General features: G+C 71.5%; 16 protein-coding genes. 8 read left to right on the top strand and 8 right to left on the bottom strand.

All coding sequences use genetic code 11. The annotated features are described in order from the left end of the window. Positions 1-107 precede the first annotated feature (107 nt). The 6 genes from V6U86_RS28010 to V6U86_RS27985 form a co-directional block, all read right to left on the bottom strand. Positions 108-1,112: a serine hydrolase gene (locus V6U86_RS28010; protein ID WP_334508367.1), complete on the bottom strand. Its 1,005-nt coding sequence runs from the start codon at positions 1,110-1,112 to the stop codon at positions 108-110. A gap of 101 nt (positions 1,113-1,213) precedes the next feature. After that, the gene (locus V6U86_RS28005) at positions 1,214-2,140 is read right to left on the bottom strand and encodes an SDR family NAD(P)-dependent oxidoreductase (protein WP_334508364.1); all 927 of its coding nucleotides are present in this window, start codon (positions 2,138-2,140) and stop codon (positions 1,214-1,216) included. Positions 2,141-2,153: 13 nt separating this feature from the next. After that, a complete protein-coding gene (locus V6U86_RS28000) occupies positions 2,154-3,338 on the bottom strand; it encodes a zinc-dependent alcohol dehydrogenase (protein WP_334508361.1) in 1,185 nt (394 codons plus the stop codon). A gap of 284 nt (positions 3,339-3,622) precedes the next feature. Then, positions 3,623-4,387: a succinate dehydrogenase/fumarate reductase iron-sulfur subunit gene (locus tag V6U86_RS27995; RefSeq protein WP_334508359.1), complete on the bottom strand. Its 765-nt coding sequence runs from the start codon at positions 4,385-4,387 to the stop codon at positions 3,623-3,625. After that, the gene (locus tag V6U86_RS27990; protein WP_334508357.1) at positions 4,384-6,321 is read right to left on the bottom strand and encodes a fumarate reductase/succinate dehydrogenase flavoprotein subunit; all 1,938 of its coding nucleotides are present in this window, start codon (positions 6,319-6,321) and stop codon (positions 4,384-4,386) included. The genes V6U86_RS27995 and V6U86_RS27990 overlap by 4 nt, the downstream gene beginning before the upstream one ends. Position 6,322: 1 nt before the next feature. Next, positions 6,323-7,054 (bottom strand): succinate dehydrogenase cytochrome b subunit, encoded by a 732-nt coding sequence (locus V6U86_RS27985; RefSeq protein WP_334508355.1) that lies wholly within the window; start codon positions 7,052-7,054, stop codon positions 6,323-6,325. Positions 7,055-7,089: 35 nt separating this feature from the next. Between V6U86_RS27985 and V6U86_RS27980 the strand changes: the two genes are divergently transcribed. Beyond that, on the top strand, positions 7,090-8,019 hold the full coding sequence (locus V6U86_RS27980; RefSeq protein ID WP_334508353.1) for a LysR family transcriptional regulator: 930 nt from the start codon (positions 7,090-7,092) through the stop codon (positions 8,017-8,019). A gap of 249 nt (positions 8,020-8,268) precedes the next feature. Then, a complete protein-coding gene (gene rfbB, locus V6U86_RS27975; protein WP_334508351.1) occupies positions 8,269-9,309 on the top strand; it encodes a dTDP-glucose 4,6-dehydratase in 1,041 nt (346 codons plus the stop codon). A 38-nt stretch (positions 9,310-9,347) separates the two neighbouring features. On the opposite strand, the gene hrpA is transcribed toward rfbB, so the two are convergent. Beyond that, positions 9,348-13,418, bottom strand: coding sequence for an ATP-dependent RNA helicase HrpA (gene hrpA, locus V6U86_RS27970; protein ID WP_334508349.1), 4,071 nt, complete (start codon positions 13,416-13,418; stop codon positions 9,348-9,350). A gap of 3 nt (positions 13,419-13,421) precedes the next feature. Between hrpA and V6U86_RS27965 the strand changes: the two genes are divergently transcribed. After that, positions 13,422-13,991 carry a cytidine deaminase family protein gene (locus V6U86_RS27965; RefSeq protein WP_334508347.1) on the top strand — a complete coding sequence of 190 codons (570 nt, stop codon included), beginning with the start codon at positions 13,422-13,424 and terminating at the stop codon, positions 13,989-13,991. 16 nt (positions 13,992-14,007) lie between these two features. Here V6U86_RS27965 and V6U86_RS27960 read toward each other — a convergent pair whose 3' ends face one another. Then, entirely contained in the window at positions 14,008-14,367 is a 360-nt protein-coding gene (locus tag V6U86_RS27960) for a YciI family protein (RefSeq protein WP_334508345.1), read from the bottom strand. A gap of 120 nt (positions 14,368-14,487) precedes the next feature. Between V6U86_RS27960 and V6U86_RS27955 the strand changes: the two genes are divergently transcribed. From V6U86_RS27955 to V6U86_RS27935, 5 genes are read left to right on the top strand one after another with little or no spacing between them, the layout of a single operon-like run. Next, complete coding sequence (locus tag V6U86_RS27955; protein WP_334508343.1) at positions 14,488-16,458, top strand: multicopper oxidase family protein; 1,971 nt, start codon at positions 14,488-14,490, stop codon at positions 16,456-16,458. Between the two features lie 60 nt (positions 16,459-16,518). Beyond that, on the top strand, positions 16,519-17,565 hold the full coding sequence (locus V6U86_RS27950) for a FecCD family ABC transporter permease (protein ID WP_334508341.1): 1,047 nt from the start codon (positions 16,519-16,521) through the stop codon (positions 17,563-17,565). After that, on the top strand, positions 17,562-18,707 hold the full coding sequence (locus V6U86_RS27945) for a FecCD family ABC transporter permease (protein WP_334508339.1): 1,146 nt from the start codon (positions 17,562-17,564) through the stop codon (positions 18,705-18,707). Before V6U86_RS27950 ends, V6U86_RS27945 begins: the two co-directional genes overlap by 4 nt. Positions 18,708-18,726: 19 nt before the next feature. After that, positions 18,727-19,578, top strand: coding sequence for an ABC transporter ATP-binding protein (locus tag V6U86_RS27940; protein ID WP_334508337.1), 852 nt, complete (start codon positions 18,727-18,729; stop codon positions 19,576-19,578). Further along, on the top strand, positions 19,578-20,525 hold the full coding sequence (locus V6U86_RS27935) for an ABC transporter substrate-binding protein (RefSeq protein ID WP_334508335.1): 948 nt from the start codon (positions 19,578-19,580) through the stop codon (positions 20,523-20,525). The genes V6U86_RS27940 and V6U86_RS27935 overlap by 1 nt, the downstream gene beginning before the upstream one ends. Positions 20,526-20,540: the final 15 nt, after the last annotated feature.

The following is a 20,540-nucleotide window of genomic DNA, read 5'->3' as shown; positions in this document are numbered from 1 at the left end:
TCCCTCCGACGTGTCCGCCCTACACGGTAGTCATCCGGACCGACCCGTGCCTCGGCGGTCGTCACGCCGGGTCGGTCACCGGCAGCGGTGACCGACCCGGGACGGACTCAGCCGCCGTTGCTCGGACGTCGGGCGGCGACCCGGAACGTCTTGCCAACGCCCGCGATCCGGTCCACCGCGGCCAGGAACTTGGGGCCCATGGCAGCCCGGGCCTGCACCGCCGGGTGGGTCGCGCCGAAGTCATCCGGGTTGGCCTGACCGTCGGCGAAGAGCGCGTAGGTGAGCACCGCCGCGCCGGAACGGTCGAAGATCACCCCAGCCTCGTGTCGGGCGTCGGCGTACCAGCCGGCCTTGGTGGCGATCCGAGCCCGCTCGTCGGAGGACATCGTGCGCCGGATGCCGTCGGTGAACGCCACCGGGGAGCGCAGGATGCCCAACAGGTACGTCGTCGAGGCGGGGGAGAGCAGCGTGCCAGCGACCAGGGCGCGCAGCAGGTCGTGCGTCTCCCGGGGGGTGCTGGTGCCGAGGAAGAACCGGTTCGGGTTGGCCACCGGCTCGACCTGGGTGTTCGGGAAGCCCTTGGCGACCAGAATGGAGTTGATCTCGGCGGCCGGGGCGACCAGCCCGCACAGCCGCACCGCCGTGTCGTCCGAGACGGTCAGCAGGTTGGCCAGCACATGCCCGAGGGTCACCATGCTGGGGTACGCGCCGTCCAGGCTGAAGATGCCGTCACCGCCCGGCACGACGATCGCCGCGCTCACCTCGACCTGCTGGTCCAGGGTGAGCAGGCCGCGGTCGACCTTGTCCAGCACCGCCGTGGCGACCGCGATCTTGTTGACGCTGTACGCCTCGATCCGCCGGTCCGCGTCGGCCTGCACCGCGACCACCGGCGTACCGGCCGGGTCGGCGACGCTGACGTAGGCCTGCCAGTTGCCGCCGGCCTCGGCGCTGTGCCTGGTGAAGACGGTGGCGACCCGACGGGCGGCCCGAGCGGGGGTCGTCGGCGACGCCTCGGTGGCCTCGGCGGCGCTCGCCGGGGCGGCAGCGCCCAACACCGTGCCGGCGGTGGCCACCGTGCCCAGCCCGAGCGCCGTTCTGCGGTTCAGTCGCATGGTCAATCGTCTCCCCGATCGTGGTGCGCCAGAGCGCTTGCTGGCCCACCACCCTATGCGAGTTGATCGATACACGATGCCCCCGAATCATCCCGAACAGTTCAGCCGAGCCGTCGGCGCAGTGCGGCGCCCACCGCGCCAACCGGCCCGAACACGAGTTGCCGCAGGTCGGGAAGGTGACCGCGGACCGCCTCACCGGCCGGGTTCGGCGCGAAGACCGAACCGTCGTGTGCGGAGACCGGTCGTTTGCTGAGGCCCGCCGCCCGCATCAATGGCCCGACCAGCACGTCGTAGACCCCCGGCAGCATGGTGAAGCCGGCGCGCAGCAGCACGTTGAGCCGGCCCACCGAGACCTCCCGGCGGGGCCGGTCCACACAGTCCACGATGGCCCGGGCCACCCGCTCCGGGCTGGCGACCGGCGCCGGAGGCCGCCCGAACCGGCCCAGATAGTTGGCCGCCTGCTGGTAGACGGGAGTGTCCACGCTGCCCGGGTTGACCAGACACAGCCGGATCTCCGGGCTGCCGCGCAACTCCTGCTGCACCGTCCGGGCCAGACCCTGCAATCCCCACTTGCTCGTCACGTACGCGCTCATGTACGGCGCGGTGACGTGCCCGAGGACCGAACCGGTGAGGATCACCGTGCCGGCCCCGGCAACCCGGAAATGCCGCAGCGCCACCCGCACCGAACCGGCCGAGCCGAGCAGATCGGTCCGCACCACCTGATCGAAGACCCGTTCCGGCAACTCGTCGAAGCGCCCGTAGGCCATCACCGCCGCCGTGTGCACCCACACGTCGATGCGGCCGAAACGGTCGATCGCCGCGCCCGCGAGCGCTTCCAACGCGTCCGGCTCGGTCACGTCGGTCGGCACTGTCAGCACGTCGACGTCGGCGCACTCCGCGCGTACCTCAGCCAGGGTCGTGGTGGCGCGGGCGGCGAGGACCAGGCGGTCGCCGCGCTCGGCGAACGCCCGGGCCGTCGCCCGGCCGATCCCGCTGCTCGCGCCAACGATCACGACCACCCGGCTCACTGCACGCTCGCACTCATGGTTCGAGCACGACCTTGATGCAGCCGTCCTCCTTCTTCTGGAACATCTCGTACGCCTGCGGCGCCCGGGCCAGCGGCACCCGGTGGGTACGCAGGTCCTCCACGCCCAGCGGATCGTCGTCACCGGCGAGCAGCGGCAGGATGTCGTCGGTCCACCGGCGTACGTGACACTGCCCCATGCGCAGCTGGATGCCCCGGTCGAACATCTCCATCAGCGGCATCGGGTCCGCCTCGCCGCCGTACACTCCGGAGACCGACACGGTGCCGCCGCGGCGAACCCCCTTCACCGCGGCGTGCAGGACCGACAGGCGGTCCATCGCGGCCCGGTCGGTCATCGGCCGGGCCAGCTTGTCCGGCAGCAACCCGACGGCGGCGTGGGCCAGCTTGCCCACCGGTGAACCGTGCGCCTCCATCCCCACTGCGTCGATCACCGCGTCCGGGCCACGGCCGTCGACCAGGTCGATCAGCGCGCCCGGCACGTCGGACAGGTCGCTCACGTCGAGCACCTCGATGCCGTGCCGGCGGGCCAGCTCCAGCCGCTCGGGCACCAGGTCCAGCCCGATCACCCGGCCCGCGCCGAGGTGGCGGCCGATCCGCGCGCAGAGCTGCCCGACCGGACCCAACCCGAAGACGGCCAGGGTGCCGCCCGGCGGGGTGTCCGCGTACCTCACCGCCTGCCAGGCGGTCGGCAGAATGTCGGACAGGTAGAGGTAGCGCTCGTCCGCACCGGTCTGCGGGATCTTGATCGGCCCGAAGTGGGCCTGCGGGACGCGCAGGTACTCGGCCTGCCCGCCCGGCACCGAACCGTAGAGCGAGGTGTAGCCGAACAGGGCCGCGCCCTTGCCCTCGCTGGTCACCTGGGTGGTCTCGCACTGGGCATAGAGCTGGCGCTCGCACATCCAGCACCTGCCGCAGGCGATGTTGAACGGCACCACCACCCGGTCGCCGGGCCTGAGCCCGGTCACCTCCGACCCGACCTCCTCGACGATGCCCATCGGCTCGTGGCCGAGAACGTCACCGGGCTTCAGGTACGGCCCGAGCACCTCGTACAGGTGCAGGTCGGAGCCGCAGATCGCGGTCGAGGTGATCTTCACGATCGCGTCGGTCGGCTCCTCGATCCGGGGGTCCGGGACCTCCTCGACCCGTACGTCTCGTTTGCCCTGCCAGGTGAGTGCCTTCATGCCCCTCGTCCCCTCTCACTGCCGTCTGAGAAGACTGCTACCCGGGCTCAGGCACTTGAACCGGCCGCCTGCCTCGGTCCTGTCTCTCGCGCATGCCTCCGGTCTGCCTCGGGGTTGCCGGTGGTTGCGGTGGGGGCCTGGGGACGGTCGCCCCAGCCCCACCGCAACCAAGAGCCAACCCCGCCAAGAGACAGCCCGCCCAGAGCCCAGAAGGTCATACGCCCGACCGCCGTACCCCAAACAGGCGCGGGGTACGGCGGTCGGGCGTTTGGTACGGCGGACCCTCAGGAACCGGGGGTGTTGTTGGCTCCCTTGGCGGTGGCCGTGAGGTAGTCGCGGTTGAGCCGGCCGATGGTGTTCAACGGGATGCCCTTCGGGCAGGCCGGGGTGCATTCGCCGGCGTTGGTGCAGCCGCCGAAGCCGGCCTCGTCGTGCGCGTCGACCATGCCGATCACCCGGGTGTAGCGCTCGGGCTGGCCCTGCGGCAGCAGCGAGAGCTGGGTGAGCTTGGCGGCGGTGAAGAGCATGCCGGAGCCGTTCGGGCAGGCCGCCACGCAGGCGCCGCAGCCGATGCAGGCCGCCGACTCGAAGGCGGCGTCGGCGTTGGCCTTGGCGACCGGGGTGGAGTGCGCTTCGGGCGCGCTGCCGGTCGGCGCGGTGACGTAACCGCCAGCCGCGATGATCTTGTCGAAGGCGCTCCGGTTGACGACCAGGTCCTTGACGACCGGGAAGGCGCTGGCCCGCCACGGCTCGATGTCGATCGTCTCGCCGTCGGTGAACTGCCGCATGTGCAGCTGGCAGGCGGTGGTGCCGCGCTGCGGCCCGTGCGCGTCGCCGTTGATCATCAGGCCGCACATGCCGCAGATGCCCTCGCGGCAGTCGTGGTCGAACGCCACCGGGTCCTCGCCCGCGAGGATCAGCCGCTCGTTGAGTACGTCGAGCATCTCCAGGAACGACATGTCCGGGGACACGTCGTCGACCGGGTAGGTCACCATCCGACCCTTGTCCTCAGGGCCCTTCTGGCGCCAGATGCGCAGGGTCAGGTTCACTTGTAGCTCCGCTGCGTGGGGTGGACGTATTCGAAATTCAGGTCTTCCTTGTGCAGCACCGAGGGCTCGCCGTCGGCGGTGAACTCCCAGGCCGCCACGTACGCGAACCGGTCGTCGTCGCGCTGCGCCTCCCCGTCGGGGGTCTGGTGCTCGGCCCGGAAGTGGCCGCCGCAGGACTCCTCGCGGTGCAGGGCGTCGATGCACATCAGCTCGGCCAGTTCGAAGAAGTCGGCCACCCGGCCGGCCTTCTCCAGCGACTGGTTGAGTTCCTCGCCGGTGCCGGACACCTTGACCCGCTGCCAGAACTGCTCGCGCAGGGCCCGGATCTCGTCGATCGCCTTTCGCAGCCCGGCCTCGCTGCGCTCCATGCCGCAGTGTTCCCACATGATCTGGCCCAGCTCCCGGTGGAACGAGTCCACGGTCCGGTCGCCGTTGACCGCGAGCAGCCGCTGAACGCGGTCCTCGACGTCGGTACGCGCCTCGACAGCCGCCGGGTGGCTGGCGTCGACCTTCTCCAGCGGACCGGAGGCCAGGTAGTTGGCGATGGTGGTGGGCAGCACGAAGTAGCCGTCGGCGAGGCCCTGCATCAGCGCCGAGGCGCCGAGCCGGTTCGCGCCGTGGTCGGAGAAGTTCGCCTCACCGATCACGAACAGGCCGGGGATGTTCGACTGGAGGTCGTAGTCGACCCACAGGCCGCCCATCGTGTAGTGCACGGCGGGGTAGATGCGCATCGGCACCTCGTACGGGTCCTCGCCGGTGATCCGCTCGTACATCTCGAAGAGGTTGCCGTACTTGGCCTCGATGGCCTTGCGGCCCAGCCGGCCGATGGCGTCGGCGAAGTCGAGGTAGACGCCGAGCTTCGTCGGCCCGACGCCCCGGCCCTCGTCGCAGACGTTCTTCGCGGCGCGGGAGGCGATGTCGCGGGGGACCAGGTTGCCGAAGGAGGGGTAGATCCGCTCCAGGTAGTAGTCCCGCTCGTCCTCTCCGATGTCCCTGGGGCTGCGGTCGTCACCCTTGGTCTTCGGCACCCAGACCCGGCCGTCGTTGCGCAGCGACTCGCTCATCAGGGTCAGCTTCGACTGGTGGTCGCCGGAGACCGGGATGCAGGTCGGGTGGATCTGCGTGTAGCAGGGGTTGGCGAAGTACGCGCCCTTGCGGTGTGCGCGCCAGGTGGCGGTGACGTTGCAGCCCTTGGCGTTGGTGGAGAGGTAGAAGACGTTGCCGTAGCCGCCGGAGGCGAGCACGACGGCGTCGGCCATCTCGGTGCTGATCTCGCCGGTGACCAGGTCCCGGACGACGATGCCCCGGGCCTTGCCGTCCACCAGGACCAGCTCCAGCATCTCGTGCCGGGCGTTCATCTCCACGTTGCCCAGGCCGATCTGCCGCTCCAGCGCCTGGTACGCGCCGAGCAGCAGCTGCTGGCCCGTCTGGCCCCGGGCGTAGAAGGTGCGCTGCACCTGGGCGCCACCGAAGGAGCGGGTGTCCAGCAGGCCGCCGTACTCGCGGGCGAACGGCACCCCCTGGGCGACGCACTGGTCGATGATGTTGACCGACACCTCGGCGAGCCGGTGCACGTTCGACTCCCGGGAGCGGAAGTCGCCGCCCTTGACGGTGTCGTAGAAGAGCCGGTGCACGGAGTCGCCGTCGTTGCGGTAGTTCTTCGCCGCGTTGATGCCGCCCTGTGCCGCGATGGAGTGCGCCCGGCGCGGGCTGTCCTGGTAGCAGTAGGACTTGACGTGGTAGCCCTGCTCGGCCAGGGTCGCCGCGGCGGAGCCGCCGGCCAGGCCGGTGCCGACCACGATCACCGTCATCTTGCGGCGGTTGGCGGGGTTGACCAGCTTGGCCTCGAAGCGCCGGGTCTCCCAACGCTTCTCGACCGGGCCGGCGGGAGCCTTGGTGTCGGCGATCGGGTCGCCCTCGGTGAAGAGTTCCATGTCAGGACACCAATCCGGTGAGTACGGCGAACGGGACCACCAGGTACCCGGCGCAGAGCAGCACGGCGAAGACCAGAGCCGCGGTACGCGCCCGCCGCTCGCCGCGGGGCGTCTGCTGGCCGAGGCTGCGGAACGCGCTGAACGCGCCGTGACGCAGGTGGAAGCCCACCGCGAGGATGGCGAGCGTGTAGAAGAGCGTGACGTACCAGCGCTCCGGTGCGAAGTCGGCGACGACGTTGCCGTACGGCTTGCTCTCGTTGCCGACCGGGTTCAGCGTCCCGGTGGTCAGGTCCAGGAGGTGGTAGATCACGAAGAGCAGGATGATCACGCCGCCCCAGCGCATCGTGCGGGCCGCGTAGCTGCCGTTGACCTTCTTGCGGTGGGCGTACTTGACCGGGCGGGCGGCGCGGGCCCGCCGGGCCAGCACGGTGGCGGCCACGATGTGGGCGACGACGGCCACCACCAGCGCGGTGCGCAGGATCCACAGGAACCAGACGCCGGGCAGCAGTGGCTTGCCGATGTCGCGCAGCCAGTGCGCGTAGTGGTCGAACGAGGTTTCCCCCGTGAACACCTTCAGGTTCCCGAGCATGTGGGCGATGAGGAAGAGCACCAGCACAATGCCCGTCACCGCCATGACGGCCTTGAGGCCGACGTTCGAGCGGATGGGCGACCGAGTTTTCGTGATTACCACACGACCGACGCTAGGAGCACTTCGATCAGTCGTCCAATGCATCAAACTCGCAGCGTTGATAGCCGTAGGCTATGTAGATGCAGCTCCATCAGCTCCGGTACTTCGTCGCGGTGGCCGAAGTACGACATTTCACCCAAGCCGCCGACCTGGTGGGCATCACTCAGCCTTCTCTCAGTAAGCAAATTCACGCTCTGGAGGCCGACCTCGGGGCACCGCTGTTCGAGCGGGTAAGGGGCAACATCGCGCTCACCGCGGCGGGTGAGGTGCTGCTGCCGTTGGCCACCCGGATCCTCGCCGACGTGGAGACGGCGACCCGGGAGGTCCAGGAGTTGGTCGGGCTGCGCCGGGGCCGGGTCCGGCTCGGGGCCACCCCCAGTCTGGCCACCTCGCTCGCCCCGCCGGTGCTGCGCCGCTTCCGCGACGCGCACCCCACCGTCGACCTGCGGGTCGAGGAGGGCGGCTCCCAGGACCTGGTGCGGGACCTGCTCCGCGGCGACCTCGACCTGGCCCTGATCATCATGCCGGGCCAGGGGGCCGACCCGGGGCTGCGCGTCGACCCGATCCTGCGGGAGAGCCTGGTGGTGGCCTCGGTGGGGGAGGTGGCGACCGCGTCGACGACCGGGGAGCTGCGCATCACCGACCTGCGGGGCCAGCCGATGGTGATGTTCCGGGAGGGGTACGACCTGCGCGACGCGACCATCCAGGCATGTCGGGAGTCGGGCTTCGAGCCCACCTTCGCGGTGGACGGTGGCGAGATGGACGCGGTGCTCAGCTTCGTCGAGGCCGGGCTCGGCATCGCGCTCGTGCCGGGCATCGTGCTGGCTCGCCGGCCGGGCGTGCGGATCACCCCCCTCGCCCCACCCGGCGTGCGGCGGACCATCGCGGTGGCCCGCCGCCGTGACGTCGTGCCCACCCACGCCGGTCGGGAGCTCCGACGGATCCTGCTCGACTACGTCCAGTCGGCCATCGACAGCGACGAGCTTCCGCCCGGGGTCGAGCCTCGTTGAAGGTGCGTGTCGGGGTCCGCTACCCGCACGATCGCCCGGTGTCGGTCGGCCGACCGGTCCATATCGGCCGACCGACCAGTCTGCGTTGATCATCCCGTTCGTCCTTGCTGGGTTAAATCGCCCTTAAGCTCGCAGTATCCGGCTCAATGTCCTCTCAGGTCACTTAAGGTGGAGCCTTGCACAGGGCAAAATACTCATTCATCTCGTAACAGCTCACCGGCGGGCATTTCGCCGGCAGGGAGGCTAGACATGAGGATCCTGGTTACCGGCGGCGCTGGCTTCATCGGGTCGCATTTCGCGCGGAGTCTGCTCGGCGGGCGTTACGCCGGGTTCGAGCACTGCGACGTGACGGTGCTCGACAAGCTGACCTATGCCAGTGATCGGGCCAACTTGCCGGCCGCGCATCCCCGCCTGACGTTCGTCCGCGGGGATATCTGCGACCGGCAGATGCTCGCCGATCTGGTGCCGGGGCACGACGCGGTGGTGCACTTCGCCGCCGAGTCCCACGTCGACCGGTCCATCGATGACCCGGCGCCGTTCTTTGAGACCAACGTGATGGGCTCGCATCACCTGCTGGCGGCGTGCGCCCGCGCTGGTGTCGGCCGGGTCGTGCACGTGTCCACCGACGAGGTGTACGGCTCGATCAGTGAGGGTTCCTGGAACGAGAGCTGTGTACTGGAGCCGAACTCCCCCTACGCGGCCTCGAAGGCGGCCAGCGACCACGTGGTCCGCTCCTACTGGCGCACGTACGACGTGGACGTCTCAATCACTCGTTGCGCCAACAACTACGGGCCGTACCAGCACGTGGAGAAGGTCATCCCCCGCTTCGTCACGAGCCTGCTCAACGGCCAGGACATCACCCTGCACGGCGACGGCAGCGCGGTCCGCGAGTGGCTGCACGTCGACGACCACTGCCGGGCGATCGCGCTGGTGCTGGCCAAGGGCCGTGCCGGCGAGGTCTACAACATCGGCGGCGACATCGAGCTCACCAACCGCGCGCTGACCGAGCGGATCCTCCTGCTGGGTGGGGCCGGTTGGGATCGGGTCCGGCACGTGCCAGACCGTAAGGTGCAGGACCAGCGTTACGCGCTGGACTACCGCAAGATCTCCGAGGAGCTCGGCTTCGAGCCGCAGATCCGGTTCGAGGACGGGCTGACCGAGGTCTTCCACTGGTACCGGGAGAACCGGGCCTGGTGGGCGCCCACCCCCGCTGAGCCCCGCGGTTCGACGTTGAGCACCTCGGTCCGCAGCGTCCCGGCCGCCCGCGCGCTCTCCGTCCAGGCACGCTGACCCGCCTTGGCTTCGGCCGCTGACCCTGCCCGCCTGGGTCAGCGGCCCTCGGCGTCGTCCATCGCCCGGTAGATCCGCTGCTCGGAGACGGGGTACGGGGTGCCCAACGCCTGGGCGAAGACGTTCACCCGCAGCTCCTCGATCATCCAGCGGATCTGCCGGACGGCCGTCTCCTGACGCCGGGCCGGCGGCAGGTTGGCGAGCAGGTCGGCGTACTCCTTCTGCACCACCGCGATCCGGTCCTGCTGCTGGCGGTCCCGCTGGGGGTTGCCGCCGAGGCGGTCCAGTCGACGTTCGATGGCGGTGAGGTAGCGCAGCAGGTCGGGCAGGCGCGCGTACCCGGTCTCGGTGATGAAACCGGCGTGCACCAGCCCGGCGAGCTGGTTGCGGATGTCGGCCAGAGCCGCCACCACGGCGAGGTTGCGGGTCGCGCCGAGCCGCTGCTCGACGGCGTACGCCGCGGCGAGGACCCTGCGGACCCGATCCATCACCTCGACGACGGTGTCGATCAGGTCGGCGCGAACCTTCTCCCGTAGGGCCGCGAAACCGTCGGCGTCCCATGCCGGCCCGCCGGCCGTGCCCACCAACCGGTCGATGGCCGCGCCGGCCGCGTCCTCGATCAGATCCTGGACGCCGCCGTGCGGGTTGCGGCTCAGCGCCAGCTTCGCCTCGTTGCTCAGCCGCCCCTGCAGGAACCGCGCCGGGGAGGGCACGGTGAGCCGGAGCAGCCGGCGGGTGCCCGCCCAGTGCGCCGCCTCCGCCTCGGCGGGGGAGTCGAACACCCGCACCCCGACCGTGGCGCCCTCGTCCACGAGCGCCGGGTACGCGGTGACCGCGTACCCGGCACGGACCTGCTCGATGGTCCGCGGCAGCGTGCCGATGCTCCACTCGCGCAGCCCGGTGCGGGCCACCTCCGGCGCGGCGGCCGCCACCACCTGGCGTACCTCCTGGCGGAGCTGGCGTTGCAGGGCCGGCAGGTCCTTGCCCTCGGCAACCGGCTTCTCGTCGTCGCCGAGGACCCGGAAGGTCACCCGCAGGTGCGCCGGGAGCTTGCCCGGCTCCCAGGCGTCGCGGGGCACGGTCACCCCGGTCATCCGGCGCAGCTGCCGGGTGAGGGCGTCCAGCAGCGACTCCTCGCCGGGCGTGATCGCCGCCAGGGCGGCGCGGGCGTAGTCCGGCACCGGGACGAAGTTGCGGCGGATCGCCTTGGGCAGCGAGCGGATCAGCGCGATCACCGTCTCCTCGCGCAGCCCCGGCACCTGCCAGTCGAAGCTCTCCGCCGGCACCTGGTTGAGCAGCGGCAGCGGGATGTCCACCGTGACGCCGTCGTCGGGCGTGCCCGGCTCGAACCGGTAGGTCAGCGGCAGGCTCACCCCGTCGGCCCGCCACTCGTCCGGGTAGTCGTCCTCGGCGACCCCCGCTCGACCATCGTTGACCAGCAGGTCGCGCGTGAAGGTGAGCAGGTCGGGTTGCTCGCGGCGGGTCGTCTTCCACCACGAGTCGAAGTGCCGGCCGGAGGACACGTCGGCCGGGATCCGCTGGTCGTAGAAGCCGAAGATGGTCTCGTCGTCGACCAGGATGTCCCGGCGTCGGGCCCGACTCTCCAGCTCCTCGATCTCGGCGAGCAGCCGTTTGTTGTCCGCCCAGAACTGGTGGTGGGTCTGCCAGTCGCCCTCGACGAGGGCATGCCTGATGAACAGCTCCCGGCTCAGCGTCGGGTCGATCCGCCCGAAGTTGACCTTGCGCGAGCTGGCCAGCGGGACGCCGTACAGGGTGACCTTCTCGTAGGCCATCACCGCGGCCTGCTTCTTCTCCCAGTGCGGTTCGCTGTAGCTGCGCTTGACCAGGTGCTGCGCGAGCGGCTCGACCCACTCCGGCTCGACCCGGCCGGCGATGCGGCCCCACAGCCGCGAGGTCTCCACCAGCTCGGCGGCCATCACCCAGCGCGGCGGCTTCTTGAACAACGCCGATCCGGGGAAGAGCGCGAACTTCGCGCCCCGCGCCCCCAGGTACTCGTGTTTCTGGGCGTCCTTGAGGCCGATGTGCGACAGCAGGCCGGGCAGCAGCGACTGGTGCACCTTCGGAGTGTCGATCTCCTCCGGCAGGTCCGCGCCGCCCCGGCGGTTGCCACCGCGGCCGGCGTCCGCGTCGTCGGTGGTGTCGCGCGCCGGCCGCCCACCACGCCGGTCGCCGTCGGACGGGGTACGCAGCACCTGCCGCAGTTGGCTGACGATGTCCTGCCACTCGCGGATCCGCAGGTAGTTCAGGTACTCCGCCTTGCACATCCGGCGGAACGCGCTGGAGGAGAGCTCGCGCTGCTGCTCGCGCAGGTAGCGCCACAGGTTGAGGTACGCGACGAAGTCCGACTCCTTGTCGGCGAACCGGGCGTGCGCCTGGTCGGCCTGGGCCTGCTTCTCCGCCGGCCGCTCCCGAGGGTCCTGGATGGAGAGCGCCGCGGCGATCACCAGCACCTCGGTGGCGCAACCGTTGCGTTCGCCCTCGACCACCATGCGGGCCAGGCGCGGATCGACCGGCAGTTGGGCCAGCCGCCGGCCGAGCGCCGTGAGCCGCTTCGCCGGGTCGGCCTCGGTCGGGTCCAACGCGCCCAGCTCGTGCAGCAGGTTGACGCCGTCGGTGATGTTGCGCTTGTCCGGTGGGTCGATGAACGGGAACGCGGCGAGGTCGCCGAGCCCGATCGCGGTCATCTGGAGGATGACCGACGCCAGGTTGGTGCGCAGGATCTCCGGGTCGGTGAACTCGGGCCGGGACGCGAAGTCCTGCTCGTCGTAGAGGCGGATGCAGATGCCGTCCGAGGTGCGGCCACACCGGCCCTTGCGCTGGTTGGCCGACGCCTGCGAGATGGGCTCGATCGGCAGCCGCTGCACCTTGAGCCGGCTGGAGTAGCGGGAGATCCGGGCGGTGCCCGGGTCCACCACGTACTTGATGCCGGGCACGGTCAGCGAGGTCTCCGCGACGTTGGTGGCGAGCACCACCCGGCGCGACGAGTGCGCGGCGAAGACGCGGTGCTGTTCGGCGGAGGACAGCCGGGCGTACAGCGGCAGGATCTCGGTGCCGAGCAGCGACCGCTTCTTCTGCACCAGCTTGCCCAGCGCGTCGGCGGTGTCCCGGATCTCCCGCTCGCCGCTGAGGAAGACCAGGATGTCGCCGGGGCCCTCGGCGGCCAACTCCTCGACGGCGTCGCCGATCGCCTGGATCTGGTCGCGGACGTTCTCCTCGTCGCCGTCGCCGTCCTCCTCGCCCTCGGCGACCTCCAGCAACGGCCGGTAGCGCACCTCCACCGGGTAGGTGCGTCCGGAGACCTCGACCACCGGCGCCGGCACCCCGTCCGGCTCGTCGGCGGTGGGCGGCCCGGCGAAGTGCCGGGCGAAGCGGTCGGTCTCGATGGTCGCCGAGGTGATGATCACCTTGAGGTCGGGCCGCCGGGGCAGCAGCTCCCGCAGGTACCCGAGGATGAAGTCGATGTTGAGGCTGCGCTCGTGCGCCTCGTCGATGATCAACGTGTCGTACTGGCGCAGCATCCGGTCGGTCTGCAGCTCGGCCAGCAGGATGCCGTCGGTCATCAGCTTCACCAGGCTGCGTTCGCTGACCTGGTCGGTGAAGCGCACCTTGTAGCCGACCACGTCGCCCAGCTCGGTGCCCAGCTCGTCGGCGATCCGGTCGGCGACCGTGCGGGCGGCCAACCGCCGGGGCTGGGTGTGCCCGATCAGGCCGTGCACGCCGCGCCCCAGCTCCAGGCAGATCTTGGGGATCTGGGTGGTCTTGCCGGAGCCGGTCTCGCCCGCCACGATCACCACCTGGTGGTCGCGGATGGCCGTGGCGATGTCGTCCTTGCGCTCACTGACCGGCAGACCCGCCGGGTACGTGATCACGGGCACTGCCGCCTGGCGGGCGGCGAGCCGCTGCTCGGCCCGGACCAGGTCGGCGGTGATCTCGGTCAGCGCCGCCTCCCGACGCTGCGGGTCGCGCAGCTTGCGGGCACCGTCGAGGCGCCGCTGGAGCCGGCGCTGGTCGCGGAACATCAGAGGTGTGAGGCGGCGGTGCAGCTCGCGAACCGAATCGGACGCGACGGAGGCGGTTGGATTCTGCATGTCGTGCCCAAGGATAGGCAGCCCGGCGGCACACCGCCCCTGGGTTATCGCGCCACCGCTCTCCCGGCGGAACGCGGCGGTCTAGAGTTGGCGGCCGACGTCGAGCGCTGGGGGGCCGGAATGGAGCTGCGGGACACCGACCGGGCGCTGGTGCAGGCCGCCACGGCGGTCGCGAAGCTGCGGTGCCGCAGCGAGAACCACAGCGTGGCAGCCGCCGCCCGGACCACCGACGGGCGGGTCTTCACCGGGGTGAACGTCTACCACTTCACCGGCGGCCCGTGCGCCGAGATCGTCGCAGTCGGCGCCGCCGCCACCCAGGGCGTGACCGCACTGGAGACCATCGTCGCGGTGGGGGACCGGGGACGGGGCGTCATTCCGCCGTGTGGACGGTGCCGGCAGGTGCTGCGCGACTACTTCCCGGCCCTGCGGGTGATCGTCGGTCCGGCGGACGCCCAGCGGGTGGTCGAGATCTCCGAGCTGCTGCCGGAGACGTACGTCTGGGCCGACCAGCAGGTCGACCCGACGCCGGCCGGTGGCGGGGTGCCCGTGGCCCGGACCGGCACCACCGGCTGAACCCGACGCCGCCGGTTCAGTCGCCGGCCGCCGCCTCCAGCATCGACCGGGGCATCGGGACGCTCTCGAAGCGCACGTTGCCCTCCGGCACCATCCAGCTCATCACCCGCACGACCAGCTGCCCGGCGCGCACCGCCGGATCGTTGTGATACAGCTCACGGGCCTCGTCCGGGGCGATGGACAGCACCGCGAAGCCCCGCAACTGCTCGTCGTCGGGGTGCAGGAACGGCCCGGCCGCGAGCACCAGCCCCTGCTGCACGAGGCCCGCCTGGTGGGCCAGGTGGGCGTCCTGCAAGCGGTCGATCGCGTCCTGCGGCAGCTCCGGGACGTCCGCCGGCCGGACCAGGAGGACGACCGTGTGCTGGTCGAATCGCATGCCCACACCCTATGACGCGAATGTCCCTCTTCCGGGTGTCATCGGCCATCTGTCCGTCCTGTGAGCATCCGCGAATCTCATTCTCATCTTGAGGTTCGAGGCGATTGGGGGAGGTGCGACATGGTCACCAGACGTCGGCTGCTCGCGGCAGGTGCCACCGGCGGCGCGGCGGCGCTGATCCCGGCGGGCTGGGCCGCATCGGGCCGGGCGTTCGCCGCGGCCGCGCCGCTGGACCCCCGTGACATCCCGAAGTACGTCACGGCGCTGCGGATCCCCCCGGCCATGCCCACGGTGGCCACCGATTCCGAACGCGACACGTACGAGATCGCGGTACGACAGTTCCGCCAGCAGATCCTGCCGCCATCGTGGCCGCGCACCACCGTGTGGGGGTACGGCTCCACCGCCCACCCCGGCAGCTTCGGCTACCCGGCGCCGACCATCATGGCCCGGGTGGGTCGGCCGGTCCGGGTGACCTGGGTCAACCAACTCGTCGACGACCGCGGCGACTACCTACCGCACCTGCTGCCGGTGGATCCCACCCTGCACTGGGCCAACCCGGCCGGTGGCATCGCGCATCGCGACCACCACGGGCAGTGGGACGGCAGCCCGCGGGGATATCGCGGGCCGGTGCCCCAGGTGGTGCATCTGCACGGCGCGCACAGCACCCAGGAGAGCGACGGGCACGCCGAGGCGTGGTACCTGCCGGCGGCCCGGGACCTTCCGCCCGACTTCGCCGTGTCCGGCAGCGCGTACCGCGAGTTCCGGTCCCGCTTCGCCGAGCGGTCCGGCCTGCGCTGGGCACCGGGTTCGGCCACCTTCGAGTACGCGAACGACCAGCGGCCCTGCACCCTCTGGTACCACGACCACACGCTCGGGCTCACCCGGGAGAACGTCTACGCCGGGCCCGCCGGGTTCTACCTGCTCGGCGGCGGGGACGAGCTGCCGGAGGGGACGCTGCCCGGCCCGGCTCCGGCCCGCGATGATTCGCCGAACACCGCACACCGCGACATTCCGCTCCTGATCCAGGACCGCAGCTTCACCGCCGACGGTGACCTGCACTACCCGGAGCGGTACTCCATCGGCGGCTCGTCACAGGGCGACGGGCCACCGGTGTGGGTGCCCGGGTTCTCCGCCTCCACCATGGTGGTCAACGGCCGCACCTGGCCCACGCTGACCGTGCGGCGCCGGCGCTACCGGTTCCGCCTGCTCAACGGTTGCAACAGCCGATTCCTGCTGCTCAGCGTCGCCGCGAACGCCACCGCCCGGCCGGCCCGGCCGGTGCTGCCGGTCTGGCAGATCGGCAGCGACGGCGGCTTCCTGCCGGAGCCGGTGCCGCACGAACAGGTGGCACTCGGCCCCGCCCAGCGGGTCGACGCGATCGTCGACTTCACCGACGTTCCGGCCGGCACCGAGCTGTACCTCGTCAACGAAGGGCCGGACGGGATGTACGGCGGCGGCCGGCCCGGGGTGGACTTCGCCCCGGCGGATCCGCGGACCACCGGGCAGGTGCTGCGCTTCGTGGTCACCGACGCCACCGGCGCGGACCCGAGCGTCCCCCCGGAGCACCTGCGGCTGCCGGCACACCCTCGGCTCGGCCCAGCCCAGCGGGTACGCCGGCTGTCGCTCAACGAGCGGAGCTCGGGCGGGTCGATGGTCATGCTGCTCGGCGTCCTCGACGAGCGTGGTCGGGGCCTGCCGCTGCGCTGGAGAGACCCGGTGACCGAGCAGCCCACCCTCGGCGACACCGAAATCTGGGAGGTGCGCAACTTCACCCGCCACGTGCACCCGGTCCACCTGCACCAGGTCCAGTTCGAACTGCTCGGCCGGGGGCACTCGGGCAGATCGCTGCCGGGCCCGGGGGATCGGGGGCGAATGGACACGGTGCTCGCGTACCCGTGGGAGGTGACCCGGATCAAGGCGCACTTCGACCTGCCGGGTCGCTACGCCTGGCACTGCCACCTCCTGGAGCACGAGGACAACGAGATGATGCGACCGCTGACCGTGCTGCCGCGCGGTGGGGCGGCGGCCGGTGACGGTGGCTCGTCGGGCGGGCAGCTGGGCCCCGGAACCGCATCGACAAACTCCGGTTAGGCCGCTTTCTGCAGCTCGGCTAAGGTTAGGCGAACCTAAGCCCGAACATGCAGGAGACTCGTGACCACCCTCGCCACCCGGCCGAACGCGGCCCGCAACCGGTCCGGCACCCGCACCGGCCGCCGGGTGGCCGTCACCGTCGGGGCCGCGCTGGTGCTGCTGCTCACCGTGTTGGCCAGCTTCGCGCTCGGCAGCCGACAACTCGGCGTCGACCAGGTCTGGCACGCGCTCGTCGCGCCGGACGGCGGCGACGCCAGCACCATCGTCCGTGAGTTGCGGATGCCACGGACCGCGCTCGGCCTCGCCGTCGGGCTCGCGCTCGCCGTCGCGGGGGTGCTGTTCCAGGCGCTCACCCGTAACCCCCTCGCCGAGCCGCGCATCCTGGGCATCAGCGCGGGCGCTTCGTTCGGGGTGGTGCTCGCGATCTCCGTCTTCGGCGTCGGCACCCTCGCCGGGTATGTCTGGTTCGGCATCGCCGGAGCCCTGATCGCCGGGCTGTTGGTCTTCGCCATCGCCACGAGCGCCCGCGAGGGCGCCAGCCCGGTCACCCTCGCGCTGGTCGGCGCGGCGCTCGACGCCAGCCTGGCCTCCGGGGTGTACGCGCTGCTCAGCATCGACGCCCGCACCTTCGAGGAGTACCGCTTCTGGGTGGTCGGCGGGCTGGCCGGCCGGGACCTGTCGGTCGCCGCGCAGGTGCTGCCCTTCGTCCTCGTCGGGTTGGTGCTGGCCGCCCTGGTGGCCCGTGGTCTGGACGCGCTGGCCCTCGGCGACGACGTGGCCCGTGGTCTCGGCCACCGGATCGGTCTGGTTCGCCTCGGCGGTGGCCTCGCCGCCGTGCTGCTGACCGGTGCCGCGGTGGCCGCCGCCGGACCGGTCGCGTTCGTCGGCCTGGCCGTGCCACACCTGGCGCGCGCCCTGGTCGGCGCGGACCACCGCTGGACCCTTGCCGTCTCCGCCCTGCTCGGGCCGGCGCTGCTGCTCGCCGCCGACATCGTGGGTCGGCTCGTCGCCCCACCCGGCGAGATTCCGGCCGGCATCGTCACCGCGTTGATCGGTGCGCCACTGCTGGCCGTGCTGGTCCGTCGCGCCCGGGTGGTGACCGCGTGACCACCACCCAACGTTCATCAGGCCCCGCTGACCCGCTCGGCCCCGCTGACCCGCTCGGCCCCGCCGGTGCGCCGGCCGTCGCGGCCGCCGGCTCGTCCGATCCCGGGCGGGCCGCGCTGCCCGGGCGGTCGCTGCTGCGGGTCGGCCCGGTCAGCCTGCTGATCCGCCGTCGCGCGGTACTGGTGGCCGCCGTGCTGACCGTGCTGCTCCTGCTGGCCGTCGTGCTCAGCCTCTCGCTGGGCACCCCGTACGTCGCACCGGCCGACGTGCTGCGTGCCCTCTCCGGCGCCGGCACCCCGTACGACCTGGTGGTTCTTGACCTTCGGCTGCCGCGGGTCGTGCTGGCCGCCGTGGCCGGCGCCGCCTTCGGCGTGGCCGGCACGCTGATCCAGAGCGTGGCCCGCAACCCGCTCGCCAGCCCGGACGTCATCGGCATCACCCAGGGTGCCGGCCTCGCCGCCACCGTGGCCCTGACCAGCGGAATGGCCGCCGTGCTGGTGGCGCCCACCGCGCTGGTGGGTGGGCTGCTCGCGGCGGTGCTGCTGTTCGCCCTCGGTGCCCGGCACGGGCTGGCGGCACAGCGGTTCGTGCTCGCCGGGGTGGCTGTCGCGTTCGGCTTCCGGGCGCTCACCGAGGTGGTCATGCTCACCGCCGACCCGATCGACGGGCTGCGTGCGCAGATCTGGCTGATCGGCACCCTGGCAGGCAAGGGCTGGACCGAGGCCGCCTGGATCGCCGGCACGCTGCTGGTGCTGCTGCCGGTGCTGGCCTGGGCCGGTTGGGCGCTGAACAGCACCGCACTGGACGACGACACAGCCCGGGGCGTCGGGCTGCGCCCGGTGGCCCGCCGGATCGGCCTCGCCGGCACCGGCGTGCTCGTCGCCGCGATGGTCACCGCCCAGGTCGGCGCCGTGGACTTCGTGGCGCTGGTCGCCCCGCAGGTGGCCCGCCGCCTGGTACGCGCCGAACGACCGCCGCTGGTCTGCGCGGCGCTGCTCGGCGCCCTGCTGCTGGTGCTGGCCGACCTGGCCGGCCGGCGGCTGTTCGCACCCACCCAACTGCCCGCCGGGGTGCTGACCGCCGCGATCGGTGGCCCGTACCTGATCTTCCTGCTGCTGCGCGGCCGGCGGCGGTCGTCGTGACGCCTCAAGGAGTCGTGTGATGCTCTCCACCCGCGACCTGGTCGCCGGCTACGACGACCGGACCGTGCTCGACGGGCTCGACCTCGACCTGCCCACCGACGCGTTCACCGTGATCGTCGGCCCCAACGCGTGCGGCAAGTCCACCCTGCTGCGCACGATGGCCCGGCTGCTCACCCCCCGCCGTGGCGCGGTGCTGCTGGACGGCACCGCCATCCGCGACCTGCCGACCCGGGAGGTCGCCCGCCGCCTCGGCGTCCTGCCACAGAGCCCGCTGGTGCCCGAGGGCGTCACCGTGGCGGACCTGGTCGGGCGTGGCAGGCAGCCCTACCAGCGGTGGTGGCGGCAGTGGTCGTCGGAGGACGGCGCGGCGGTGGACCAGGCGATGGCCCTCGCCGACGTGACCGACCTGGCCGACCGGCCGATGGACAGCCTCTCCGGCGGTCAGCGGCAACGGGTGTGGATCGCCATGACGCTCGCCCAGGACACCGACGCCCTGCTGCTGGACGAGCCGACCACCTTCCTCGACCTGGCCCACCAGGTGGAGGTGCTGGACCTCCTGCACCGGCTGCGCTCCGAGCGGGGCCGCACCGTGGTCGCCGTGCTGCACGACCTGAACCAGGCCGCCCGCTACGCCGACCACCTGGTCGCCATGCGGGCCGGCACCGTGGTCGCGGCCGGACCGCCCCGGGAGATCCTCACCGCCGACCTGGTCCGCGACGTCTTCGGGCTGGCCTGCGTGGTCGTGCCCTGCCCGGTGACCGGGGCACCGCTGGTGGTGCCCGCGTACACCGGCGGCAACTCAGCCAGCCCGGTCACCCCCGCCGACGAAGCGATCCCGCTTGCCGGCTCGTACCCCTCGAAAGGACTCTGATGCGTCGTCTCGTCGCCGCTCTCGCCGCGGCCGCCGCCCTCGGCGTCGGACTCACCGCCTGCGGTGAGAGCGACCCGGTCGCCGGCACCACCACCGGGGAGACCCGGGAGATCACCCACGCCATGGGCACCACCAAGGTCCCGGCGGAGCCCAAGCGGGTGGTCGTGCTCGACACCGACAAGATCGACACGGCGCTCTCGTTGGGCATCACGCCCGTCGGCGCCGCCACCGCCGGTGAGGCCAAGAGCTGGCCGACCTACTTCGGCGCGGACAAGCTCGCCGGCATCAAGGAGGTCGGGGTGCTCACCGAGCCCGACCTGGAGGCGATCAACGCGCTGAAGCCGGACCTCATCCTCGGCAGCAAGTTCCGCCAGGAGAAGTTCTACGACGAGCTGGCCGCCATCGCGCCGACCGTGTTCACCGACAAGGTGGGCATCACCTGGAAGGAGAACCTGCTCCTCGACGGCAAGGCGCTCGGCCGCGAGCAGCAGGCCAAGGACCTGCTCGGCGCGTACGAGAAGCGGGCCAAGGACTTCGGTGCCACGCTCGGTGACGCCGCCGCCCGCAAGGTGTCGATCGTGCGGTTCCTGCCCGGCAACATCCGGGTGTACGGCCCCGACTCCTTCTCCGGCATCGTCATCGGCGACACCGGCCTGGGCCGCCCCGAGCGGCAGTTGCTGGCCAACAAGGAGGACAAGCGCTTCGACCTGGTCAGCCCCGAGCGGATCAACGAGGTCGACGGTGACGTCATCTTCGTGACCGCGTACGGTGACAAGGCCGCTGCCGAGCAGACCAAGGTGGCCGGCGGAACGCTCTGGAAGGGCCTCAACGCCGTCAAGGCCGGCAAGGCGTACCCCGTCTCCGACGAGGTCTGGATGACCGGTATCGGTGTCGGCGCCGCCAACAAGATCCTCGACGACCTGGCCAAGTACCTCCCCGCCGCCTGACCAGCACCCGCGCAC

The organism is Micromonospora sp. CPCC 205558 (genome assembly GCF_036902955.1).
Classification (GTDB): domain Bacteria; phylum Actinomycetota; class Actinomycetes; order Mycobacteriales; family Micromonosporaceae; genus Micromonospora.
This window is presented reverse-complemented; position numbering and strand designations above follow the sequence as displayed.

What these genes read in the sequence shown, in the direction of transcription:
- V6U86_RS28010 (WP_334508367.1), bottom strand. Translation starts at nt 1,112, where the DNA reads ATGCGACTGAACCGCAGAACGGCGCTCGGGCTGGGCACGGTGGCCACC.
- V6U86_RS28000 (WP_334508361.1), bottom strand. Translation starts at nt 3,338, where the DNA reads ATGAAGGCACTCACCTGGCAGGGCAAACGAGACGTACGGGTCGAGGAG.
- V6U86_RS27990 (WP_334508357.1), bottom strand. Translation starts at nt 6,321, where the DNA reads ATGGAACTCTTCACCGAGGGCGACCCGATCGCCGACACCAAGGCTCCC.
- V6U86_RS27985 (WP_334508355.1), bottom strand. Translation starts at nt 7,054, where the DNA reads ATGCATTGGACGACTGATCGAAGTGCTCCTAGCGTCGGTCGTGTGGTA.
- V6U86_RS27980 (WP_334508353.1), top strand. Translation starts at nt 7,090, where the DNA reads ATGCAGCTCCATCAGCTCCGGTACTTCGTCGCGGTGGCCGAAGTACGA.
- rfbB (WP_334508351.1), top strand. Translation starts at nt 8,269, where the DNA reads ATGAGGATCCTGGTTACCGGCGGCGCTGGCTTCATCGGGTCGCATTTC.
- hrpA (WP_334508349.1), bottom strand. Translation starts at nt 13,418, where the DNA reads ATGCAGAATCCAACCGCCTCCGTCGCGTCCGATTCGGTTCGCGAGCTG.
- V6U86_RS27960 (WP_334508345.1), bottom strand. Translation starts at nt 14,367, where the DNA reads ATGCGATTCGACCAGCACACGGTCGTCCTCCTGGTCCGGCCGGCGGAC.
- V6U86_RS27955 (WP_334508343.1), top strand. Translation starts at nt 14,488, where the DNA reads ATGGTCACCAGACGTCGGCTGCTCGCGGCAGGTGCCACCGGCGGCGCG.
- V6U86_RS27940 (WP_334508337.1), top strand. Translation starts at nt 18,727, where the DNA reads ATGCTCTCCACCCGCGACCTGGTCGCCGGCTACGACGACCGGACCGTG.
- V6U86_RS27935 (WP_334508335.1), top strand. Translation starts at nt 19,578, where the DNA reads ATGCGTCGTCTCGTCGCCGCTCTCGCCGCGGCCGCCGCCCTCGGCGTC.